This is a genomic window from Chitinophaga costaii, from assembly GCF_900094705.1.
Classification (GTDB): Bacteria; Bacteroidota; Bacteroidia; order Chitinophagales; family Chitinophagaceae; genus Chitinophaga; species Chitinophaga costaii.
On sequence record NZ_FMAR01000023.1, the window covers coordinates 1 to 21,522 of the forward strand.

The 21,522-nt window shown below is 49.4% G+C and carries 15 protein-coding genes; 9 read left to right on the forward strand and 6 right to left on the reverse strand.

Going from position 1 to position 21,522, the window contains the following annotated elements; all coding sequences use genetic code 11:
- Positions 1-299, reverse strand: a 299-nt coding sequence (locus GA0116948_RS19970; protein WP_139111389.1) for a hypothetical protein, incomplete at its 3' end; no start/stop codon positions are given.
- A gap of 370 nt (positions 300-669) precedes the next feature.
- On the opposite strand from GA0116948_RS19970, the gene GA0116948_RS19975 reads away from it, so the two are divergent.
- A complete protein-coding gene (locus GA0116948_RS19975; protein WP_089715537.1) occupies positions 670-2,859 on the forward strand; it encodes a tetratricopeptide repeat-containing sensor histidine kinase in 2,190 nt (729 codons plus the stop codon).
- Here GA0116948_RS19975 and GA0116948_RS19980 read toward each other — a convergent pair.
- The gene (locus tag GA0116948_RS19980; RefSeq protein ID WP_089715538.1) at positions 2,856-3,746 is read right to left on the reverse strand and encodes a phospholipase A; all 891 of its coding nucleotides are present in this window, start codon (positions 3,744-3,746) and stop codon (positions 2,856-2,858) included. The genes GA0116948_RS19975 and GA0116948_RS19980 overlap by 4 nt on opposite strands.
- Before the next feature lie 77 nt (positions 3,747-3,823).
- The gene (locus GA0116948_RS19985) at positions 3,824-8,044 is read right to left on the reverse strand and encodes a hybrid sensor histidine kinase/response regulator transcription factor (RefSeq protein WP_089715540.1); all 4,221 of its coding nucleotides are present in this window, start codon (positions 8,042-8,044) and stop codon (positions 3,824-3,826) included.
- A gap of 271 nt (positions 8,045-8,315) precedes the next feature.
- On the opposite strand from GA0116948_RS19985, the gene GA0116948_RS19990 reads away from it, so the two are divergent.
- The 7 genes from GA0116948_RS19990 to cysQ are packed head-to-tail and all read left to right on the forward strand — an operon-like array spanning position 8,316 to position 18,322.
- Positions 8,316-9,107, forward strand: coding sequence for a glycoside hydrolase family 16 protein (locus GA0116948_RS19990; RefSeq protein ID WP_089715541.1), 792 nt, complete (start codon positions 8,316-8,318; stop codon positions 9,105-9,107).
- 31 nt (positions 9,108-9,138) lie between these two features.
- Positions 9,139-12,189 (forward strand): SusC/RagA family TonB-linked outer membrane protein, encoded by a 3,051-nt coding sequence (locus GA0116948_RS19995; protein ID WP_089715543.1) that lies wholly within the window; start codon positions 9,139-9,141, stop codon positions 12,187-12,189.
- 24 nt (positions 12,190-12,213) lie between these two features.
- On the forward strand, positions 12,214-13,779 hold the full coding sequence (locus tag GA0116948_RS20000) for a RagB/SusD family nutrient uptake outer membrane protein (RefSeq protein WP_089715545.1): 1,566 nt from the start codon (positions 12,214-12,216) through the stop codon (positions 13,777-13,779).
- A 47-nt stretch (positions 13,780-13,826) separates the two neighbouring features.
- Positions 13,827-15,254 carry an aryl-sulfate sulfotransferase gene (locus tag GA0116948_RS20005; protein WP_089715546.1) on the forward strand — a complete coding sequence of 476 codons (1,428 nt, stop codon included), beginning with the start codon at positions 13,827-13,829 and terminating at the stop codon, positions 15,252-15,254.
- The gene (gene chrA, locus GA0116948_RS20010; protein WP_089715548.1) at positions 15,247-16,476 is read left to right on the forward strand and encodes a chromate efflux transporter; all 1,230 of its coding nucleotides are present in this window, start codon (positions 15,247-15,249) and stop codon (positions 16,474-16,476) included. The genes GA0116948_RS20005 and chrA overlap by 8 nt, the downstream gene beginning before the upstream one ends.
- A gap of 1 nt (position 16,477) precedes the next feature.
- Positions 16,478-17,503 carry a sulfotransferase family protein gene (locus tag GA0116948_RS20015; protein ID WP_089715550.1) on the forward strand — a complete coding sequence of 342 codons (1,026 nt, stop codon included), beginning with the start codon at positions 16,478-16,480 and terminating at the stop codon, positions 17,501-17,503.
- Between the two features lie 12 nt (positions 17,504-17,515).
- On the forward strand, positions 17,516-18,322 hold the full coding sequence (cysQ, locus tag GA0116948_RS20020) for a 3'(2'),5'-bisphosphate nucleotidase CysQ (RefSeq protein WP_089715552.1): 807 nt from the start codon (positions 17,516-17,518) through the stop codon (positions 18,320-18,322).
- On the opposite strand, the gene cysC is transcribed toward cysQ, so the two are convergent.
- A complete protein-coding gene (gene cysC, locus GA0116948_RS20025) occupies positions 18,306-18,890 on the reverse strand; it encodes an adenylyl-sulfate kinase (RefSeq protein WP_089715553.1) in 585 nt (194 codons plus the stop codon). The two genes, cysQ and cysC, sit on opposite strands and share 17 nt — an antisense overlap.
- 205 nt (positions 18,891-19,095) lie before the next feature.
- Here cysC and GA0116948_RS20035 point away from each other — a divergent pair, with 205 nt between their 5' ends.
- Positions 19,096-19,854 (forward strand): LamG domain-containing protein, encoded by a 759-nt coding sequence (locus GA0116948_RS20035; protein WP_089715557.1) that lies wholly within the window; start codon positions 19,096-19,098, stop codon positions 19,852-19,854.
- Between the two features lie 322 nt (positions 19,855-20,176).
- Here GA0116948_RS20035 and GA0116948_RS20040 read toward each other — a convergent pair whose 3' ends face one another.
- Both GA0116948_RS20040 and GA0116948_RS20045 read right to left on the reverse strand, forming a co-directional pair.
- Positions 20,177-21,112: a cytochrome-c peroxidase gene (locus GA0116948_RS20040; protein ID WP_089715559.1), complete on the reverse strand. Its 936-nt coding sequence runs from the start codon at positions 21,110-21,112 to the stop codon at positions 20,177-20,179.
- A gap of 11 nt (positions 21,113-21,123) precedes the next feature.
- Positions 21,124-21,507 carry a hypothetical protein gene (locus GA0116948_RS20045; protein WP_089715561.1) on the reverse strand — a complete coding sequence of 128 codons (384 nt, stop codon included), beginning with the start codon at positions 21,505-21,507 and terminating at the stop codon, positions 21,124-21,126.
- Positions 21,508-21,522: the final 15 nt, after the last annotated feature.

Genomic DNA, 21,522 nt, shown 5'->3' on the forward strand with positions numbered 1-21,522 from the left:
ATGCCCTGTACCTGCTGCTGGCCTAACACGGTACGTGCCAGCGGGCCATATTTATAATACTGGTAAAATGCATCATGATCCCAGAATAGGCTGTCACGGCTGGTTTCCACATCGGTAATACGGTTCTCTGCATCGTAACTATAGCGATGGTAATATGCATCCGGCTGGCCGGGGTTGAAGCTTACTGTATTTACTTTTCCACTGACCAGGTCATAATTGTAAGCAATCTTTTTATAGTGACCCAAGGTGGAGTTGTCGCCTGTTATACCGGAGTTAAATTCCTGTAGTAACTCCTTCACAAACAACTGACTAAAAATTGTGAACAGCTTTACATTGGTAAGCAAGTAGACGTTTATAATAGCGAAAAATACGATTGTTATGTTTTTGTAAACGACGGATATAATAATGAAAGGACAGGCATGCAGATGGCTATTTTAATTTTTTAATCACTTTGGGATATCTAATTCTAAATATTTGTAAAGAAGTGAAAAATTATAACCGTAATGCAGCCCGTTTCCCATGCATGAAAGGCTAATACAAACATTCCATAATTAAATTGATCCGTAGTCCCCATTTGCTACCCCCATATACCATGGAATAAGCAGCCAGCCACACCCCCAAAAATCCTTTCGCTTCTATTACACCGATATAAATGAATGAACAAAATGAATGGCGTCCTCAACAGGGTATCCAAAAATAATCACTACCTTTCTGGTCATCAATCCGTTAGGCAAAGTCATGACCATAACCGCCTGCACCCACCACAGTATTCATTCTAAAAGGGTGCGCAGATATTTATTTCTGTTAATCATTTTATTAGCTGCCTGCCAGCAGCCCGTTACCAGTCCACAAAACCAACCGGCGCATGCCGACAGCATTATTCAACATGCGGAAGAATTATTAGAAAGCGGTCAGCTATCCGTTTTGCACCCATATCTCGATTCGGCTTATCATGTATTCCCCAATGCCGACCAGCTAGACCACTGGAAAAAATATCAGTTCTTTTACAAATTTTACCTGGAATATCCTGGCGACACTGCAAGGGCCCATGCTTACACAGATAGCATGGTACAGGTTTTACAAGGCCCGTCATCTCCATATAAAAAAGCCTACGCACTTACTCTATTTGCCCAAGGAGATGTTCTCATGGCGGAGCAAAAATATGAGAAAGCCTTTCGCCTGTATTTTGATGGCCGCAGTTATGCTCAGCACCACCTGGACAGTTGTAGCCTAGCACAGTTTACCGACAAGCTAGCTATGGTACGCTATAAACAACTGCAATTTGATCGAGCCATTAACTATTTTAAGCAGGCGCTAATGGAAAACAGTAGTTGTGGCAGTAACGGCGGTTTTGAAGAACGCTTAATGATGCCTCAACACCTGCTCCATATGCTGGGCTTGTCTTATGAACAGTCTACTTTAAAAGGCAATGGTGACATCGTTATCGCCTATTACAAACAAGCCCTGAACTTGCTTGATAAGCAAGAAGGTTATTTCCCTGAGCGAAAAGAAGCCATCCAGCGGGCGCGTGGCATTATTTACAGCGACCTGGGAGCCAGTTACATGTACCGCAATCAGGATGTTGAAGCTATCCAATATCTCACAGCATGTATCCGGCTTAATGACCGGCCAGGTTTTGGACAGTTTAACGCTTTGGGAGCAAAAGTGGACCTGGCCTCTGTATACATACGTTCCGCTAAACTTAAGGAAGCCGCACTACTTATCCAACAGCTCATTTCAGCATTGGGGAAAACCGAAATCCGGCAATGGGAAAAGTCTATTTTAGTTATGAATTTATATGCGGTGCAACGAGATTATTTTCATCAATCAAAACGCATAGATTCTGCTTACTTCTATGAGCGCAAATTTAACAATTACATAGATTCTACCAGAAAGGCCGAAAAATATCTCAGGGCAGCAGATATGGAAGGAGCTTTTAATAGCACGGAAGCAGCCTACAAAGTAGCCTTACTAGACCGGGATAACCGGATAAAGACGCTTTACCTATGGACCTTTATTCTCTTTTCTGTGATGGCGGTTATCCTATTACTCGCCATCTTACACAGCTTGAAACGCTCCCGGCTTGCACACCGGCAGATCAGTGCACAAAATAAATCCATTGCAGCGCAGCACCAGTATATCCTGGAACAGAACACACAAATGAAATTGGCACTGAATGCGTTGGAACAAAGCCAGTTGGAAAATAATAATTTGATGAAAATCGTAGCGCATGACTTACGAAATCCTATCGGCGGGATTGTGTCACTGGCAAGTATGATGATAGAAGTACCCGATCGTTTGGAAGAAGATGTAACGATGCTCAAAATGATCCTCACCGCAGGGCAGAATTCCATTGATATGGTAGAAAGCTTGCTGCAACTGAATTCACAGGCAGAGGAGCATAAAAAAGAACCCGTTGAAATCCGGCAAATGCTCCAACACTGCATTAACATGCTGCACCATAAAGCAGCGGCAAAAAAACAGCAAATAACCTTGCAAGCCAACAATGTAACCATTTCTATTAATGGGGAGAAAATGTGGCGGGTAATTAGTAACCTGATCGCTAATGCCATTAAGTTTAGTCCCCAGGGAAGCATCATTGCCGTGCAACTTACGGAGCAAACAAACAGTATCTTGATTGCGGTAAAAGACCATGGCATTGGTATTCCACCAGAGTTGAAGGATAAAATATTTGATATGTTCACCAAATCCCAACGGCGCGGAACGGCAGGAGAACAGCCATTTGGGCTGGGCCTGGCCATCTCCAAACAAATAGTGGAAGCAAACGGGGGTAAAATATGGTTTGAAAGTGTAGTGGGAGAAAGCACTACGTTTTTTGTAGAATTACAGCGTAACTAGAAGAACACGTTTTTATTAGGCCGCAGCAGCAGCCCTATCCGCACCATATCCGTACGTCTTTGGTATTCAATCAGGCTTTCGGCATAGCCTTCATACCATTGTAACATAATGTACTCATTGCTCTTGGCAAACAGCCGGTAGGATACCTGCCCCTGCACATAGCCCTTCCAGTTCCATTGGTCGCCTTTCCGGAAGGTGATATCTGCAAACCATTTATCGTCTTTTATCATATAGGATAGCGATACTTGTCCAAATCCTTCGTAGTGGAGCAGATCAGGGTTATCATCTTTATACCCGAAAGGTATCCACAGATCTAAGGAAAGTTGCAGTTTCTGCGTTAAATAAGTATGCCACCCGAAGGAAATCCTGTTCCAGCTCCTGGAAAATATACTATCGCGCCCATTAGACTCATGCTCCAGGGAAGCCGTGATATAGTTCATCCCATACTTATTATTATACGGTCTTAACAGGCCAAAGGTTGGATTAAAGTTTATTTCCGCAAAGGGTTTTGATGATTTATAAACATCCCAAAAAGACTTTTGCGTGTAACTTAAATAAGGAAAGCTCTTTAAAAATATAGGCTTGCGATATAATAATTGCCGGAAACTGATTTGGTATTTAATATCAGAGTTATCCTTATTTGGCGAATGTTCCACGGTAGATCCGGTCAGGAAATAATTATCCTTGTAAATAGAAAAAGCAGGTAACCGTAAAAAATCACGCTGGGTTTCCGTAAGATTTGTGGAATCAACTACCTGCGCCAGCAGTGGAAGTTTTAGGGTAACTAGTAACAAGGCAATTATTAACTTTATTCTCATACTTCCTTTTTTTGGGGAATCGTTATAACCCTGATTTCCCATGCTATACCAAAAAATATTATCCGCCATAATTTAGCAAAATAATATAATAGCCCGGCAAATTATTTAATCGCGGTATAGCGGGCAGAAGTTGGCTACCGACTTTACTACACTCTTTGCAGGCGTGCAATATACTCTTTCGGCGCCATCCCAAATTGTTTCACAAAGCATTTAGAAAAATAAGAAGGGGTATTAAATCCCACTTCATACGACACCTGGTTAATATTTAAACGTCCTTCCAATAATAACTGTAGTCCCTTTTTTATACGTACAGACTGTATAAACTCGTGTACCCCCAAGCCGGTAAGTGTTTTCACCTTGGCGTATAAAATAGTCCGGCTCATGGCCAGCAGTTCACAAAGCTGTTTATGATCGAGGGTATTTTGGTTAATGTGCGTTTCGATATAGGTGATCAGTTTATCCATGAAATCTTTGTCGCGGGCATTATAGGTGGCACTATTGGGATACAGCTCTTCCGAATGTACAAAGCGGCTGCGCAGGTCGGCCCGGCTGGTGATCAGGTTATAGATTACCTGAATGAATAGTTTCTGCACCACGGGTTTGGTCAGGTAAGCATCTACCCCCGCTTCGTAGCCCATGAGCTGGTGTGCGGCATCGGTTTGGCTGGTGAGCAGTATAATAGGGATATGGGATACCAGGGGATTTTGCTTCAGGCGGCGGGCCAATTCCAAGCCATCCATAACGGGCATCAGCATATCCGTGATAATAATATCGGGTTGAAATTCGATGGCGGTTTGTATGCCTTCCTGCCCGTTGGGCGCGGCCATTACATTAAACACGGGCGATAACATAAGGTGGAGGTAAGCCCGCATATCTGCGTTATCGTCTATATAAAGCAGCTTTTTGCCCCTGAGTTTTTCCTGCTTCTGGTCTAACTGCTTTTCCCTTTGCAGCGATTCATAGGCAATCGTATATCCGTTGGCGTTACTATCATCCGAACGGTAAGTACCTTTGGGCAGGCGTAACTGGAAGGTTGTGCCTTCATTCAGCAAGCTGCTTACAGACACGGTACCGCCATTTGCTTCTACAAATTCTTTCACGATAATCAGTCCCAACCCGGTACCCCGCTCCCCATTAGAACCCGCTGCCGAAGAGGCACCGGGGGTGAACAGGGTTTCCAATTGGGCAGCAGACATGCCCATGCCGGTATCGCGCACGGTGATTAACACGTCGTTTGCCGCATGACTGGCGGTGATATGAATGTGGCCATAGGGCGGGGTAAATTTGATCGCATTACTGAGCAGGTTGCGCAGCACCGTTTCCAGCATCTGCGGATCGGCCCATACCACCTGATCCGGGGCCACCTGTACGGTAAAATAGATATTCTTGTTGCGCATTAACTGTTCCAGCAGTAATTGCGTGCTGGCAATGGTTGCGGTGAGCGGCACATCCTGCGGATGGCAGCGCAGGGTTTCCTGTTGGGTGCGCGCCCAGTCCAGCAGGTTTAATAGCAGGTCCAGCACCGATTTAGCGCTATCACCAATGGTGGAAATATAAGTCCCTACATCGTGCTTATGCAGTTGGGGCAGTTGCATTTTCAGGTTGCGCGCAATGCCTGCAATGGCGGCAATGGGATTGCGCAGGTCGTGGGCGAGGATAGACAGGAATTTGTTTTTGGTAGCATTGCTTTTCTCCAACTGCTCTATTGTATTTTCCAACTGGGCGTTTTGCAACAGGATGTGGGCCTGCTGCTGGATAATCTCGTCAGACTTGTCGGTCACTACTTTGTTATAGGCTTCCAGTTGTGCGTTTTGTACTTTGATCTGCGCATAGCTTTGTTGCAGCACGGCATTGGCCTCTTTAAGTTCCTGTGTGCGTTTAGACACCTGCGTTTCCAGTTGACGGTTATGCCGTTTTATCTGGTACACGCGCAGGTAAAACAGCGCCAGCACTATACCGGCCAGCAGGAGCAGTGTTCCTGTCCTGAACCACCAGGTGCGCCAGTAGGGCGGTTTAATAACGATACGCACCTCCGCTATTTTGTTGGAGAAGACGCCATTATTTGTATAGCCTTTCACCTTCAGCGTATACGTGCCGGGATCCAGGTTGGTATAGGTAATGTTATTGCGGGTACCCAGGGAATGCCATTGGTTGTCGAACCCATCCAGTGTATAGGCATATTGTTTTTCATCCCGCCCTACATAGTTCAGGGATGCAAATTCGAAGGTGAATACAGATTGTTTGTAAGATAATTCCAGTTCCTGGTTGTAGGTAATATTAGCCGCTGCCGGCAGGTGTTTATTAAATACCTGGAAATCGGTAAAAACGATGGGCGGATCGTATTTAAAATCATGAATCGTAGCAGGATCAAAAGCAGTGAAACCATTGATGCCGCCAAAATACAGTTGCCCGTTGCTACCCAGGCAGCGGGAGTATTTGAATTCATTAGACTGAAGCCCATCGGCTTGGGTAAAGTTGCGGAAGGTATGCTGCTGGAGGTCCATGCGCGACAAGCCATGGTCTGTAGCGATCCACAAGTGATGATCACCATCGGGCAACACGCTGACCACCATGTTGCTGGGCAGTCCATCTTCCTTAAAATAATTATGTACCTGGCCGGTATGCCCGTCTATGCGATCCAGTCCATCGTTGGTCGTGAGCCAGAGATTGCCCTGCGGATCGGGATAAATATCGCTGATGCTGTTATTACTAAGGCGGTGGGTGCCGGCGGTGTTGAGGTGGGAAAAGGAATTGCTAAGCGGATCCAGGATGGAAAGCCCTGCGCCATCGGTACCTACCAGCAGTCTTCCCTGCTGGTCTTCATTCAGGGTGAGGATATTATTATTTCCCAGGCTGGCGGCATCTCCTTCGCGGTGTGCATAGTGTCGGAAGGCATTTGCTTTGGCATCGTAAAGATCCAGGCCGCCCCCGTAAGTACCTATCCACAGGCGTTGCTGCCGGTCGCGGAACAGGTGAAAGGCGTAGTTGCTACTCAGACTGGCAGTATCGCCAGGCCGGTGTTTAAATTGGGTGAATGTTTTGCTGCGCGGGTGGTACACCGTAATGCCATTGCCCCAGGAACCCAGCCAGAGATTGCCTTCGGCGTCTTCACATACGGAGAGGATGTAATTACTGCCAATGCCGGACTGGCCGGGCTGGTAACTGAAGTGGGTGAAGCGTCCCGTTTGCGGATCAAAGCAATCCAGCCCTCCCCCATCTGTACCTATCCAATATTGGTGATGACTGTCTTCATAAATACAGGCCACGGTATTATTAGCCAGGCTGTTTTGCCCCGGTACATATTTATAATGCAGGAAATGCTGCTGGTCGGCCCTGGCCATGGCAATACCTCCATTGAGGGTACCCATCCACATATTGCCTTTGTCGTCGTTGTACACCGCATTAATGGTATTACTGCTGATGGCTGTAGGATCATTATAGCGGGCTTTCACAATAGAAAAATGACCCGTGGCGGGATCAAAAATATTAAGTCCCCCATTTTCCGTGCCTATCCATAACCGACCCTGTCCGTCTTCCGCCACGCCCAGCAGGGCATCGCTGGATAACTGGCTATTGGCCGTATTGAACACTGTGAAATACCCGGTGTTACGGTCTAGCTGGTGAAGGCCACCATCGTAGCTACCTATCCACAGGCGCCCCTTATGGTCTTCATACACAAACTTCACATGATCGTTGGTGAGGGCGTGGGGGGCAGTACCCCGCTGCATGCGAATAAAACGACCGGTGCGGGCATCCAGGCGATTTAGTCCGCTGGCGGTGCCTACCCATAACTGCCCTTGCCGGTCGGTGTAAATGGCAGTCACCCGGTTGTCGCTCAGGCTGGCCGTGTCGTGGGGATCGTAATGATAATTATGAAAAACACCAGTGCGGGTATCAAAGCAATCCAGGCCGCTATCTGCCGTGCCTATCCAGATACGGCCCTGGGCGTCGCTGCTCAGCACTTCCAGGAAATTACTGGCGATGCTGTTGCCATGTTCTTTTTTCAGGTAGCGGGTAAAATGGCCGGATACCGGGTCGTAACAATTCAGCCCACCATCCCAGGTGGCTATCCAGAGACGACCGGCGGTATCGTCTATAATGCACTTGATATCATTGGAGGCCAGGGAATTTTCATCCCGGGGGCTGCGTTTAAAAGTGTAGAAACGGTAGCTGTCATATTTATTCAGCCCGTCTTTAGTACCAAACCAGAGGAAACCCTTGCGATCCTGAAAAATGCAACGTACCGTATTTTGCGACAATCCGTCGGCGATGCCAATCTGCTCAAATTGCAGTGGTTGGGTTTGTGCAATACATTCATAACACGTCACCATCCATAAAAGGAGGGTTAGCATACACCTTCTGCTCATACACCATCTTGTTAAAGTGATTTAAATCGTGGTTGATTGCATTCTTGTCCTGCCTTGGCGCAGGTTACAGGTATTGTCAGTAAATAAAATATAGATTACAGGTACGCATTTTCAATAAATGAAAAAGCAATTGATATTGATTCTGCACTAAATATAGAAAAAAAACAGGGTTTTTTCTATGTTCGGACGGTAGTGCATAAAAACCGGACTATCAGAACGTGTGCAACCGGTAAGACATGTAGTTTTAAACCCTCAAATAAGCACAGAATTTATGTATAAGAGAAAGCAATTGCTGGCAATAGCCTTATTGCTCGCCGCCACCGCAACCCGGGCGCAAACCCTGCGGGACGATTTTAATTACCTGGACACTACCCGTACCTGGCGGGCCATGGATCAGAAATGGGGAGAGCCGGAAGGCCCAGCCACTCATGGCGGTGTGGTACCGGCCAATGTGCGCGCCCGACACGGCGCATTGGAAGTGACTGCGCTGGGCAGCCTGTATCATGGCCCGGTAAAAGGCCATGGACTCAATACCCGGATAGGCGGCGCCCTCACCAGCCGCGAGCGCTATGCATCGGGTAGTTATGTGATCCGCGCTAAAATATGTCCTCACCCTGGAGCATTATCTGCCTTCTGGACATTTTACTATGAAAATGATGACCTGAATCATGAGATCGATTTTGAAATGCCCGGCCATAACCAAGCTCCCCTGGTGCCAGATAGTTCCGATCTGCATTATGGACTGGTTACTAACTGGACGGGCGTACATCCCGACCAGTATAAAACCCACGACCTGTATTTCGGCGACCAGGCAGACGGGCAGTACCACACCTACCGGTTCGACTGGCACACGGGTGGCAATGGTCAGCAGGCCCGTGTAGAATATTATTATGACGAACGACTCCTGTACACAGCTTATGAACACATACCCACCCACGCCAGCAATTTTAATATTGGCATCTGGTTTCCCAAATGGATCCGGAAGGCCAACTTCGATAAAGCTTTTATGTATGTAGACTGGGTCCAGATCACCCCCTTCCATGAACCAAACGATGTAATGTAAAACGGTGTTTTCACCACAAAATCTCTATCGCATGAACATGAATTTGATCTTCAGGAGCATTTGCGTGTGCTGCCTCCTGCTGCTTTTTTGTAACAGTCCCGCAGTATGGGCACAACAACTTAAATTAACAGGTACGGTGAGCGCCACCAATGGCGACCTGCTGCCCGGCGTAACCATTGCCGAAAAAGGCACCTCCCATGGCACCGTAACCGGGCCAAACGGACAGTTTCAACTACAGGTGGCAATGGATGCTACGCTAGTATTCACCTACCTGGGTTTTGATACCCGGGAAGTAAAGATCAGCAATGCACGCAACATCAGCGTAGTGATGCAACGCAGCACCCGCGCCCTTAATGAAGTAATGGTAGTAGGCTATGGCAGCAAAAACAAAAGCACCTTTGCCGGTTCTGCCGTGACGCTCAATGCAGAAGACCTGAACAAGAACTCCCTTTCCGTGGCCAACTTATTGCAAGGCCGGGCCTCCGGCGTGCAGGTAACGCAGGGCAATGGCACGCCTGGTGCCCCACTTACCATCCGCATCCGCGGCACTAATTCTATTAATGCAGACAGCGGCCCGCTGTATGTGATAGATGGGTTTCCGACGAATGATGGCGTGGGTTTTACCATCAATCCTGAAGACATTGCCTCCATCTCCATTCTTAAAGACGCCGCCTCTACGTCCATTTATGGCGCGCGTGGTGCCAATGGTGTAGTGCTGGTCACCACCAAAAATGGTAGCAATAAAAAGAATAACCTGAGCCTGCACAGCTACTTTGGACAGCAAAAGATAATAAACCGCTTTGACCTGGCCGGGCCTTACGAAAATGCTACGCGGCTGAACGCCTTGTTCCTGGCCGAGGGTAGCACACCTCCCTATAGCCAGAGTACCCTGGATTCTTTAAAAGCGGGTTACATCGGTACCGACTGGCAAAGTATTTTGTTCCGCACCGCCAATGTACAGAACCACACCATTAGCTTCACCGGCGGCAATCCTAATACCTCCGTGTATTCCAGCCTGGACTACCTGGACCAGCAGGGCGTAGTGATTAACTCCCGCTACCGGCGTGTGGGTGCGCGTGTGAACCTGGATCAGAAAGTAGGCGATAAATTTACGATGAGCGCCCGGGTGTTTGGCAACTATGGCATTCAGAACGACCTGCCCCTGGCTCCTTCTACTATCAATGGTTTTTTGAAGCAAGCCATCAAAGCTAACCCCGCCTCCGAATTCGGCGAGGGTGAGAACATACAACTAGACGCACAGAACCCGCTGCACTTTATAGCAGCCACCAAACGCGGTAATTATGCCTACCGCACCAATGCCTATTTCTCCTTCCGCTATGAACCCATTAAAGGCCTGGTGATACAATCTGACCAGGGCGCAGACCTGAACAGCACTAAGATCAAGTATTTTGCCCCCGCCTCCGTACCCGCAGGGGTATCTGGTAACGGGCTGGCCACCGTAACAGACATCAATGAGTCGGAACTGATTTTCAATCCTACTGCTACCTACGGCTTCAACATCCGCGACCATCACCTCAAATTCCTGGCAGGCTATAACACCCAAACTTATTATTATGAGGAGGAAGGGATAACCGCCACCAATTTTAGTAGTGATGAACTGGGGTACGACAACCTGGCCACAGCGCAGCAGTTTTCCGCCTATTCCAGCAAAACCCGCATTCGCCGCAAGAGCTGGTTTGGACGGGTAGATTATGATTACAAAAACAAATACATCCTCACGGGCATTTACCGCATAGATGGTTCCTCCGTATTTGGCACCAACAATAAGCTGGGGTATTTCCCTTCCGGGTCGTTCGCCTGGCGCTTCAGCGAAGAAAACTTCGTGAAAAACTTCCAGGCCCTGTCTTCCGGAAAGGTGCGCGTAAGTTATGGTGTAACCGGCAATGACCGGGTGCGTTCTGGCCTTTCCTCCGCCAACTTTGCGGCAGACAATAGCTCCAAGTATACGCTGAATGGTGTGGATCAGCTGAGCGGTATTGCCATCACCAGTCTTTCTAATCCCAACCTGAAATGGGAACAAACCGGTGCGCTGGATGTAGGGCTTGATGTAGGCTTCTTCAAAGAACGCATTATCCTGGAAGCCGATTACTACGACAAGAAAACCACCAGCCTGTTGCTAGACCGTAGCATTGCACCCTCTACCGGCTTCCAAACCCTTTTTGGCAACGATGGCAGCGTGTCTAACAAAGGCATAGAGCTTTCCCTGCAAACGGTGAACCTAGATGGCAAGTTCCGTTGGAGCAGCACGTTAACGTATAGCCATAACCGTAATAAGGTACTGTCGTTGGGTGAAAACAATTCCGACATTTATGTAGGCAGCCTGAAACCAGATGGTGCAGCAGATTTTGAAACACCCTTCATTATCCGGAAGGGCCAGGCCATCGGGTCTATTTACGGGTATGTGTACAAGGGCATTGTACAAGAGAATGACCCCGCACTCAGCACCCAGCCCAATGCTACGCCAGGAGAACCGCTATATGCCGATGTAGATAAAAGTGGTACTGTAGATGCCAACGACCGCCGCATATTGGGAGTCGGCATCCCTACCAGTTTCTACGGCTTTACCAATACCTTCAGTTTTCACAACTTCACATTAGATGTGGTGATGCAGGCACAAACCGGCGGCAAGTTGCTGAACCTGCAGAAAGAAGATTTGATGAATCCTATTTCCCAGGGCAACACGCTAAAATCCGTGGTTACAGATACCTGGTCTGCCAGTAATCCTAGCGGCACCATTCCGCCAAACGGCTTTTATGGTAATCCTTACGGTGGCTGGGTAAATACCCGCTTCGTAGAAAGCTCCGACTACATACGCATGAAGAATGTAACGCTCACATATAACCTGCCATCCGCCTGGCTGCAACATGTAGGTATTGCTGCCCTGAGCGTGTATGCCAACATACAAAACCTGTGGACATGGACCAAGTACACCGGCTTGGATCCGGAGGTAGGCAACCTGGTAAACAGCCAGCAGCAAAACCAAAATGCCGGCCGGGGCATAGACTTCAATGCCTACCCGGTAAACAAGATGTATTTACTAGGCGCAAAAGTTACTTTCTAATACTTCCACCAATAAGCAAAGCACATGAAAAAGATATATAACATCCTGCTGCTGTCTGTGGTGACCATTGCCACCCTGAATGGCTGTAAGCAAGGGTTGCAGGACGAAACCTATTCCGTATTTGACGCCAGTAAGCTCTCCAAGCCGGAAAATGGTAACCAGGCAGTAATAGGCACCTACGCCGCCCTAAAAGACAATGGCGGTTATGGTTACTACGCCGGCTTCCTGTACTGGCTGTATGAATACCCCGCAGACGTGGTGACCACCACCATCACCTCCCGCCAGGGCATAGAGCTGGACCAGCTTACGTATAATCCGTCTAACTCCGTTATCAACGCCGTATGGGTGAGCATTTTTAAAATGATTTCACGCGCCAATGAAGCGGAGGCACTGGTCAACAGTATTGATTACAAAGCCAATGGTGCCACAGATCAACTCAAGCAACAGCACCTGGGCGAAGTACGTTTCCTGCGTGCGCTGGCCTACTACGATGCCACGTCGCTCTGGGGCGATGTGCCGCTGATCCTGAAAGCCTCTGCGGATTTTACCCCGGCAGACCTGAACCCACCGCTTGCCACGCAGGCAGACGTAGAAACCGCTATAATCAATGACCTTACATTTGCTACGCAAAACCTGCCTACGTCTTACAGTGCTACTGAAATAGCCCGTGCTACCAGCGGGGCCGCCCATGCACTGCTGGCCCGCCTGTATTTACGCCAGGGTGAATGGCAGAAAGCCGCCGATGAATGTCAATCCGTGATATCAACAGGCGCTTACCGGCTGAAACCACAGAGTGAAGGCGGTTTAAAAGCAATGTTTGATACCACTAACCGGTCGGACAAAGAATTCATCTTCGTACTGAAATCTTCTAACCAGCCCGGCGCTTATGGCATTAATTCCAATAGCTTTGGTATTAATTCCACCCCCTGGGACCTGAACCGTGGTTATGGCAACTTCCCGATCCACCTGCAATTCTATTCCATCTTTGATAAAACCGACGACCGCCGCCAGCTCCTTACCGGGCTATATCATACGTTGTATGGCCAGGTGATGAGCGTGCCGGTAGAATATGGCGGCGTGGGCGGCACTGCGCCAGACACGGTACTGGCCACCTACGTGTACAACCTGAAATATCCTGCTGCCAATAATTATAATTATGCGGGCTTCAACAACGTAACTATCTTGCGCTATGCAGATGTATTGCTATCGAGGGCAGAAGCGCTCAATGAACTGAATGGACCAACCGAGGAAGCGGCCAACCTGGTGAGCCAGGTGCGTACCCGCTCTGGCCTAAGCACGGTGAGCCCTGGTGATTATACCAAAAGCACTTTCCGCGACCTGATTTTCGAGGAGCGTAATAAAGAGTTTTTCATGGAAGGCCGTCGCCGGGAAGACCTGCTCCGCTGGGGCAAAAGCGCCAGCGGTGGTACCGACGTGCTGCTGAAATTCCGGGAAAAAGTAGTACCCTTGCTGCGCAATGCCGCTACTTACGATGCTAATATTAACTATGCTTTATATCCTTATCCGCAAAATGAAATACAAAGTAATACGTCGCTAAGCGCTACGATCAACCAAGGCCGTTACAAGTAAATTCAAACACCAACCGGCAGTATGCTGCCACTTTTTATACGTTCGTTATGGGGTTAAAAAAACACACCCTACTCCGTATAGCCATTTTGGCGCTGGCAATAGCCGGCGCCATTGTTGCTTGGATATGGGCACCGCTCAATGAATATTTTCTGCCACCCCGTATTAAGCATGTGGCCTTACTAAACCTTCCCGGCAACCGCCTGCGTTTTCAGGTGATGGTAACCTGTAGTAAGCCCTGCCCCTTATACCTGCGATACTGGAAGCTGAACAGTCGCGACACTTTTTACACCACCACCAGTAGCCCACAGGTGCACGACACCCTCACCATCACCAATACCGAGGCAGATACCCGCTACCAGTTTCAGGTAATGATGGCGCCCTACCCCGGCCAGCCCGGCAAGGTGCATAATTTCAACACCGGCCTGATATACCATGCTACACCTTACTTCGACCTGGAATATGTAGATACTGCTTTTGCGCCGGCTATCAAAGACCAGTATTTCCTGACCCAGATATTAACAGAACCCGGCTCGCTGGTGATATTAAATAGCAAGGGAAACATTGTATGGTACGAGCCATTTAAAAAAGGGGTAAAGGTATCGCACTGGACACCCCAACACACCATCCTGTGTATTACCGGATCGGAGAATATACCTGCCAGTGGCGGCGATGAGATCATAGAAACCGATTTACAGGGGCATGTGCTGCGCCATTTACAAACCGGTCATGGGGATATGGATGAACTGGTACACCATGAAGTAAGAACAGACACCGCCCAGGCATTGTATGCCCTTACCTTTACCACCCAACTGCGTAACCTGCTTTCGGTAGGGGGCGCGGCAAATGATACCATTCACGGCGATGCCATTGTGCTGTTTGACCGCCACGATAAAAAAATATGGCACTGGTCTTCCCTGGATCACCTGGACCCACTGCATGAAAAAGATATCCTGAAAAAGAAAAAAGACTGGGGCCACGCCAATGCCCTGTTCCGCTTACCCAACGGCGATTTCCTGATTTCCTTCCGCGACTTCAGCCAGATCTGGAAAGTACGGTATCCCGATGGCAAGGTGCTGTGGAAGCTGGGCCAGGGCGGCGATTTTGCCCTGCCGGATAGTGCAGTGTTCAGTGGCCAGCACGCCATCCAGGTGAACGATGCCGGCCAGCTCACTATGCTGGACAATGGCATGAACCGCAAGCAGGGCCGTGCTTTATCGCTGGCGCTAGACACAGTGCAGCACACCGTGAGGGTACTGGTGAACACCCCCATTCCCAAGCAATATTTTTCCGCCACCAAAGGCAACATGCAGGTACTGGACAGCCAGCATTTGCTGTTTTGCCTTACCGATACCCGCGTGTTCCTAATAGAAGATTTGCAGGGACAAGTGCACTGGAAAATAAATCTCGCCGGCGATCCTTACCGGTTGGAAATAGCCAGCGGATTTCTAACACCCAAACCGGTATATCATGAATAAGACCCTCACCCTGCCCACGCCGGCCACCACCAGTTATGGCTACCTGTGGCGCACTTTTTTGCGGCTGGGCGCTGTGTCTTTCGGCGGCTACATGGCCCTGGTGGCCATGATACAGCGGCAACTGGTAGAGAAAGATAAAGCCATCCCCGCAGAGGTGCTGGCCGAAGGCATCAGCATTGCCAGCCTGCTGCCAGGGCCAGTGGCGGTAAACGTAGTGGCTTACATCGGCTACCGCCTGCGGGGCCGCACCGGGGCTGCCGTGGCCGTTATCGCAGTATTGCTGCCAGCCGTAATGGCCATGCTGCTATTGTCGTGGGCCTATTTCCGCTTTGCCTTTGCCACACACTACGATCACCTGCTGCGCTACACCGCGGGCACCGTGGCGGGCCTGATCATCAGCACCGCCTGGCAGTTTTATCAAAAGGATGTAAAAGGAAGTTATGTAAAACTGTTTATTTGCGTAGCCGCCTTTGCTGCGCTGGTGTTGCTGAAAGGCTACCTGGTAACCATTATATTACTAATGGCAGGTGGATTGGCAGGCGGGCTGCTGCAATTACACGGAAGAAAGACAGCACCAGCAGCTGATATAACGGAAACGAATACACGCCGTTTTGATACCCCTACCCTGTTGAGTATTTTAACGCTGAGCGCTATCACCCTGGCATATTTTGCCAATGCCGCCCGTTATTGTCAGCAACTATACGCCCGCATAGCCCTGGTGTTTTCCGGCATCAGCCTTTCCTTATTTGGCGGCGGGTATGTAATGGTGCCCATCATGCAATCGGTGCTGGTGCATGAACTTCATTGGGTAAATGATCAAACTTTCCTGGATGGCATTGCCTTCAGCCAGCTTACGCCAGGCCCTATCCTGGTAAGTTCCCTCTTCTACGGTTTTAAGCTTGCAGGCATAGGGGGCGCGCTGGTGGCGCTGGTGGCAACTTTCCTACCCTCCTGCATGCTCATGCTCACGGTATCCAGGTTTTATGCCATCCATCAACATCAAGGGGTGATTAAAAATATATTGGCTGGCATTAAGCCCGTAGTAACGGGTATGATGCTGGCATCCGCGGTAAAGCTGTTGCAGGTATTGCCCGCAGACCCTTTATTGATAGGCGTTTGCGCTATCACCTTTTTCCTGGCGTTGCGTTATAAGATCAGCCCCGTGTACCTGCTGGCAGGTGCGCTGCTGCTGGGCATTGTATTCACCGTTTTAACTTTTTAACATGAAACAGGCTGTTATAAAAGGCATTCAGATGATTGGCACCCAAAGATCGGGGTCTAATTTATTAAGGGTCATGCTGGACCAGTCGCCCGAAATGGCGTCCCCACATCCGCCCCACCTGCTCGTTACCTTTGCGCCGCTGCTGCCTCGCTATGGACTACTGCTGCACGAAGCTAACTACAAAACCCTGCTCAGCGATGTAGTGGATTATGTAAACGCCAACCCTGTACCCTGGGAGGGCGTAGTGTTGGACAAAGAAGCCTTGTTTGAACGGTCACGTGTACACTCGCTGTACGAGATCAACCGGCTAATCTACGAACAAGCGGCGCTGGCTAAGCAGGCCAGCATGTGGTGTTGTAAAAGCATGAACAATATGTACCATGCCGCTGCGCTGGAGCAGCACGGCAGCATTGCGCAATACATCTATCTTTACCGCGATGGGCGCGATGTAGCAGCCTCTTTTAAAAAGGCCATCGTGGGAGAAAAACATATTTACCATATAGCCCGTCAATGGCAGCAAGACCAGGAAGCCTGCCTGGCGCTGCGGGCCCAGTTGCCAGAAACCCGTTGCATTTCCCTCAGCTATGAACAACTGATCAGCCAACCGGTTGCACAAATACAGACCCTCTGTCATTTCCTGGGCATTACCTACACCGATCATATGCTGGAATACCATACCTCCAGTACCTCCAAAAGCGCCGCCGCCGCAGGGGCCATGTGGAGCAACCTGGAAAAACCTCTCCTGCAAAATAATACAGGTAAATTCCTGCAATCTTTCAAAGACAACGACCTGGAAATTTTTGAACTGGTAGCCGGCGATGCCTTGCTGGCATTGGGTTACCCACTCTATACGGACCGGAGCAACACTGCCCTGCTGAGCCAGGAGGCCATTGCCCGTTACGAGGTAGCAAACAATGCATTGAAAAAACAAAGCCTGCAAGATGCAGCGGCCAACGACTTGGAAAAAAGAGCCCCGCAAGAACAATTGCTCCAAGCCATTAAAAGCCGGCAGGCCATCACCTATTAATATTTTTGAAACATGCATTCCAATCTGCTTCCACTTATTTTCACTATTCCCGGCACAGCACAAACGCTGGAACTGGCCCCCCTGCTGCATATGGCCCAGCAAGCCGGCCAGGCCATTTTGTATATCTACCGCGCACCCGAAACCATGCAGGTAACGTTGAAAGAAGACCAGTCGCCGCTTACCGCGGCAGATGCGGCTTCCCATGCCAGTATCATACAAGCGCTGGCCGCTTATACACCGGGCATTCCCATCTTGTCGGAAGAAGGCAGCGATGTGGCCTACAGCGTACGGCAACATTGGCCCCTATTCTGGTGCGTAGACCCGCTGGACGGTACCAAGGAATTTATAAAAAGGAATGGAGAATTTACTGTGAACATAGCCTTGATACAAGGACATACCCCCATCTTGGGATTAATTTACCAACCCGTAGGCGAGCGGTTATGGATAGGCGGTACCGGCATAGGCAGCTTTCGCTGGTATCCGGAAAGCAACACGGCAGAAAGATTACAGGTGATAAAACGCAGTAGTCCTATGGTAGCAGTGGGCAGCCGTACGCACAGCGCCCCGGAAGAAACGGCGGTGCAGGCACAATATGGCGTCACGGAATTTATGGCTGCCGGCAGCGCACTGAAATTTTGCCTGGTGGCCGATGGCAGCGCACAACTTTACTACCGCCATGGCCCCACTATGGAGTGGGATACGGCTGCCGGCCAGGCCATTGTAACCGCCGCAGGCGGCTCCCTTACCACACCAGACGGACAACCGTTTCTGTACAACAAATCCAACCTGCGCAACGGTAGTTTTATTTGTAAGGCATAACGCCGGGCGCCACCGTCCAGCAAGCGCCCAGGCGGGCCTTTACAAAACGGAATAATTGATCGCTGGCTGCTGCCGGTGTAGTGAGGGCGGTGTTAATCACCAGGTCCGATTGATAGTCTGGCTCAAAGGCAGCATCTACGCCGGTAAACTGTTTTAACTTCTGCTGTTCTGAAAGACAGTACAACCCTTTCACATCGCGGCGGCGGCATTCTTCCAGGCTGCAATCTACCAACACTTCCATATAGGCCGGCCCTGCAATGGCACGGGCCAGTTGCCGGTGCGCCGTTAAAGGAGTGATCAGCGCACAGATGCTGATGATGTCCTGCTCTGCCAACACGCAAGCCATTTCGGCGGTGCGGCGCACATTCTCCGCCCGGTCTTCCACGGAAAACGAAAGGTCGCGGTTCATACCGCCGCGCAAGCGGTCGCCATCTAATATTACGGCCGGGTAGCCGGCTTCTTGCAACTGTACTTTGAGTAAGTTCGCCAGCGTACTCTTGCCCGCGCCGGATAAACCGTATAACCAAACCACTTTACCGGAAGGGTGCTGTTGTAATAATGCTTCCATGCCTGCACTTTTTTAGTGCTTTAAAGATCATGCATTTCCCTGGTAAACAAAAGAGCGGGAAACAGGAATGTACCGACTTACCGAAATCACGGACTATAGGAAAGCCTCCCGCCACAGACGCTTGTACTTTCGTAGGGAACATCGCCGCTGCACACTTTGCAGGCCAGGTGTATTTATTTTTTCTCCACCCATCAACCTGGTTTTTATGAAAAAAATTCATTGCCTGCTACTCGCCCTCCTGCCATTGGCAGCCTGTAAAAAAAACCTTACAGCCACAGATACTGGCAGCACAGCACCCCGGGCGGTAACCCTTACGTTTAGCGGCTATACCTGGACGGTGAAAAGTTCCGGCACCAGCACCGCCGGCCCAGGCCCCAATTATTGGAGCGATACCAATGCCTATGTAGACGCCAATGGCTACCTGCACCTCAAGCTTACCAAATCGGGCAGCAACTGGTACTGCGCCGAGGTAACCAGCACACAAAGCTTTGGCTACGGCACCTACCAGTGGTGGGTAGATGGTGCCATTGACCAACTGGACAAAAACGTAGTGTTTGGTCTTTTTAACTATTCCGGCACCGATGGCCGTGATGAGATGGATATTGAATATGCCAAGTGGGGGGTGGCCTCCAATCCCAACACCAATTTTACGGTGTACCCCGCACAAACGGTGAGCAGCAGCGCCTACTGGCACAGCACTTACAGCAGCTCCCTGGGCGGCACCTACACCACCCAGCGATTTAAACGTACCAGCGCTACTTCGGTGTATTTCCAGGAACTGGGAGGCTTTTATGACGACAATACTAACCAGATCACCAGCGTTACCTGCGCCAATCCGCCCAATTCTATCAGTACGCTGGCCATGCCCATACACATGAACCTATGGCTGTACCAGGGCGCTGCACCCAGCAATGCTACCGCGGTAGAGATCATTATTCACTCCTTTAAGTTTACCCCGCAGTAAGTGTTTGTAATAGAGAACGATGGTAATGGGCTGGCCTCCTGGCTGGCCCTTCCTCGTTTAAGAAAAAGAGCGATGCGTGGAAGGAATTTTATATTATCTAGTAATAACAAACATCCTAAAGAATGGATAATCTAAATATGTTTTGTCTGGAAAGTAAAATGAGTTAATGTTGTCTTAATTGCAAATATAGTGGAGAAACAAAACTTGGCAGGCAGCTCTCTCTTCTCCTTTCCCTAAGCCCACTACAACTCCAAGTTAGCCTTTATCCTACCCATTTCAAACAACGTCCTCCCTCCTTGACAATACACCGCCTTCCCTACAGCTACATCTCCTTACCGCTCAGGGTGCGCAGAAATGCTTCCAGGTCCTGTTTTTCGCGGTTTGTGAGGCTTAATGGTTTTTGCAGCAGGGTATCGCGGTTAATGGAATGTGGAACTACTTTATCCGGATCATTATAATAATCGATCACCTCCGCCAGGGTTTTAAACATACCGTTGTGCATGTAGGGTGCTGTTTGTGCAATATTGCGCAGGGAGCCGATCTTAAATTTGCCCAGGTCTGTGGCACGGTGGGTAATGGCGGCGCGCCCGCTATCGTTTAGTTGTTTGCCGTCAAAAAGACCAATGCTGCGAAATTCTACATTATTAAAATCTGGTCCGAAATGACATTTAATGCATTCGGCTTTCCCATTGAATAAGGCAAAACCCCGTTTAGCGGCGGCGCTTACTGCCGCTTCGTTTTCATGCAGGCGCCAGTCGTCAAAGGGCGTATCATTGGTTTCGAGCGTGCGCTCAAAACCGGCGAGCGCTTTCGCCAGGTTTTCGCGGGAAGGATTTTCATGAAACAACTGTTTAAAAGCAGTACGGTAATACTTATTTTTTTGCAGGCGTGCCACCGCCTCATCCACCGGGAGTCCCATTTCATCAGGATTGGCAATGGGGATGAGCGCCTGCTCTTCCAGTGTGGAGGCCCGCCCGTCCCAAAAAAAACTTACCTGCAAACGGGTATTCATGGCCGATGGCGTATTCCGTTTTCCTTTGCGGTTAAAAATGCCGGTGCTTACCGCAGAAGTATCTGCAAAGGCATGTGCCGGCTGGTGGCAGGAGGCGCAACTAATGGTATAAGTGCGGGAAAGAATGGGGTCAAAAAATAATTTCCTACCCAGTGCAGCGGTGCTACCCGGTAGCGGCGTTTCATGGGTGAATGCAGCGATCATCCACCCAACACCGATCAACAAAATGACCCCTGTCTTTTTCATGCCCTTTTCGTTTAAGGTTTAACGGGCAATCTTTTAAAAGTCACACCATCCGTACCTTCCCGGCGAATGGAGCAGGTGTCGTTAATGAGGCGGAATACCAGCGAATCCGGCGTTACGAACTGAACGAAGTAAGTTCCGGTATATCCTTCCTGGCAAATGTGGTCGCTGAGGGTAAGGGTATCGTTTTGGAAATGGTACTTGCCGGTGAGAAATGCTTTCCCATTCATAAAGCCATCATAGGTATCGTCTGCCCGGAATACGGCGAGGAAGCGGTATGTTCCGTCTTTGGTTGAGGTTACATTTTCCCAACGGCCCTGTAAGGTATGCGGGGCTTCGGTGAAGGCATAAAGGCCGGCGGCCAGGGCCAGCACACTGCCGATCAGCATTTTTTTCATGCGACAATTATTTCA

What these genes read in the sequence shown, in the direction of transcription:
- chrA (WP_089715548.1), top strand. Translation starts at nt 15,247, where the DNA reads ATGAATAAGACCCTCACCCTGCCCACGCCGGCCACCACCAGTTATGGC.
- GA0116948_RS20000 (WP_089715545.1), top strand. Translation starts at nt 12,214, where the DNA reads ATGAAAAAGATATATAACATCCTGCTGCTGTCTGTGGTGACCATTGCC.
- GA0116948_RS20045 (WP_089715561.1), bottom strand. Translation starts at nt 21,507, where the DNA reads ATGAAAAAAATGCTGATCGGCAGTGTGCTGGCCCTGGCCGCCGGCCTT.
- GA0116948_RS19975 (WP_089715537.1), top strand. Translation starts at nt 670, where the DNA reads ATGGCGTCCTCAACAGGGTATCCAAAAATAATCACTACCTTTCTGGTC.
- GA0116948_RS20015 (WP_089715550.1), top strand. Translation starts at nt 16,478, where the DNA reads ATGAAACAGGCTGTTATAAAAGGCATTCAGATGATTGGCACCCAAAGA.
- GA0116948_RS19980 (WP_089715538.1), bottom strand. Translation starts at nt 3,746, where the DNA reads ATGGCGGATAATATTTTTTGGTATAGCATGGGAAATCAGGGTTATAAC.
- GA0116948_RS19995 (WP_089715543.1), top strand. Translation starts at nt 9,139, where the DNA reads ATGAACATGAATTTGATCTTCAGGAGCATTTGCGTGTGCTGCCTCCTG.
- cysC (WP_089715553.1), bottom strand. Translation starts at nt 18,890, where the DNA reads ATGGAAGCATTATTACAACAGCACCCTTCCGGTAAAGTGGTTTGGTTA.
- GA0116948_RS20005 (WP_089715546.1), top strand. Translation starts at nt 13,827, where the DNA reads ATGGGGTTAAAAAAACACACCCTACTCCGTATAGCCATTTTGGCGCTG.
- GA0116948_RS19990 (WP_089715541.1), top strand. Translation starts at nt 8,316, where the DNA reads ATGTATAAGAGAAAGCAATTGCTGGCAATAGCCTTATTGCTCGCCGCC.
- GA0116948_RS20035 (WP_089715557.1), top strand. Translation starts at nt 19,096, where the DNA reads ATGAAAAAAATTCATTGCCTGCTACTCGCCCTCCTGCCATTGGCAGCC.
- GA0116948_RS20040 (WP_089715559.1), bottom strand. Translation starts at nt 21,112, where the DNA reads ATGAAAAAGACAGGGGTCATTTTGTTGATCGGTGTTGGGTGGATGATC.
- GA0116948_RS19985 (WP_089715540.1), bottom strand. Translation starts at nt 8,044, where the DNA reads ATGAGCAGAAGGTGTATGCTAACCCTCCTTTTATGGATGGTGACGTGT.
- cysQ (WP_089715552.1), top strand. Translation starts at nt 17,516, where the DNA reads ATGCATTCCAATCTGCTTCCACTTATTTTCACTATTCCCGGCACAGCA.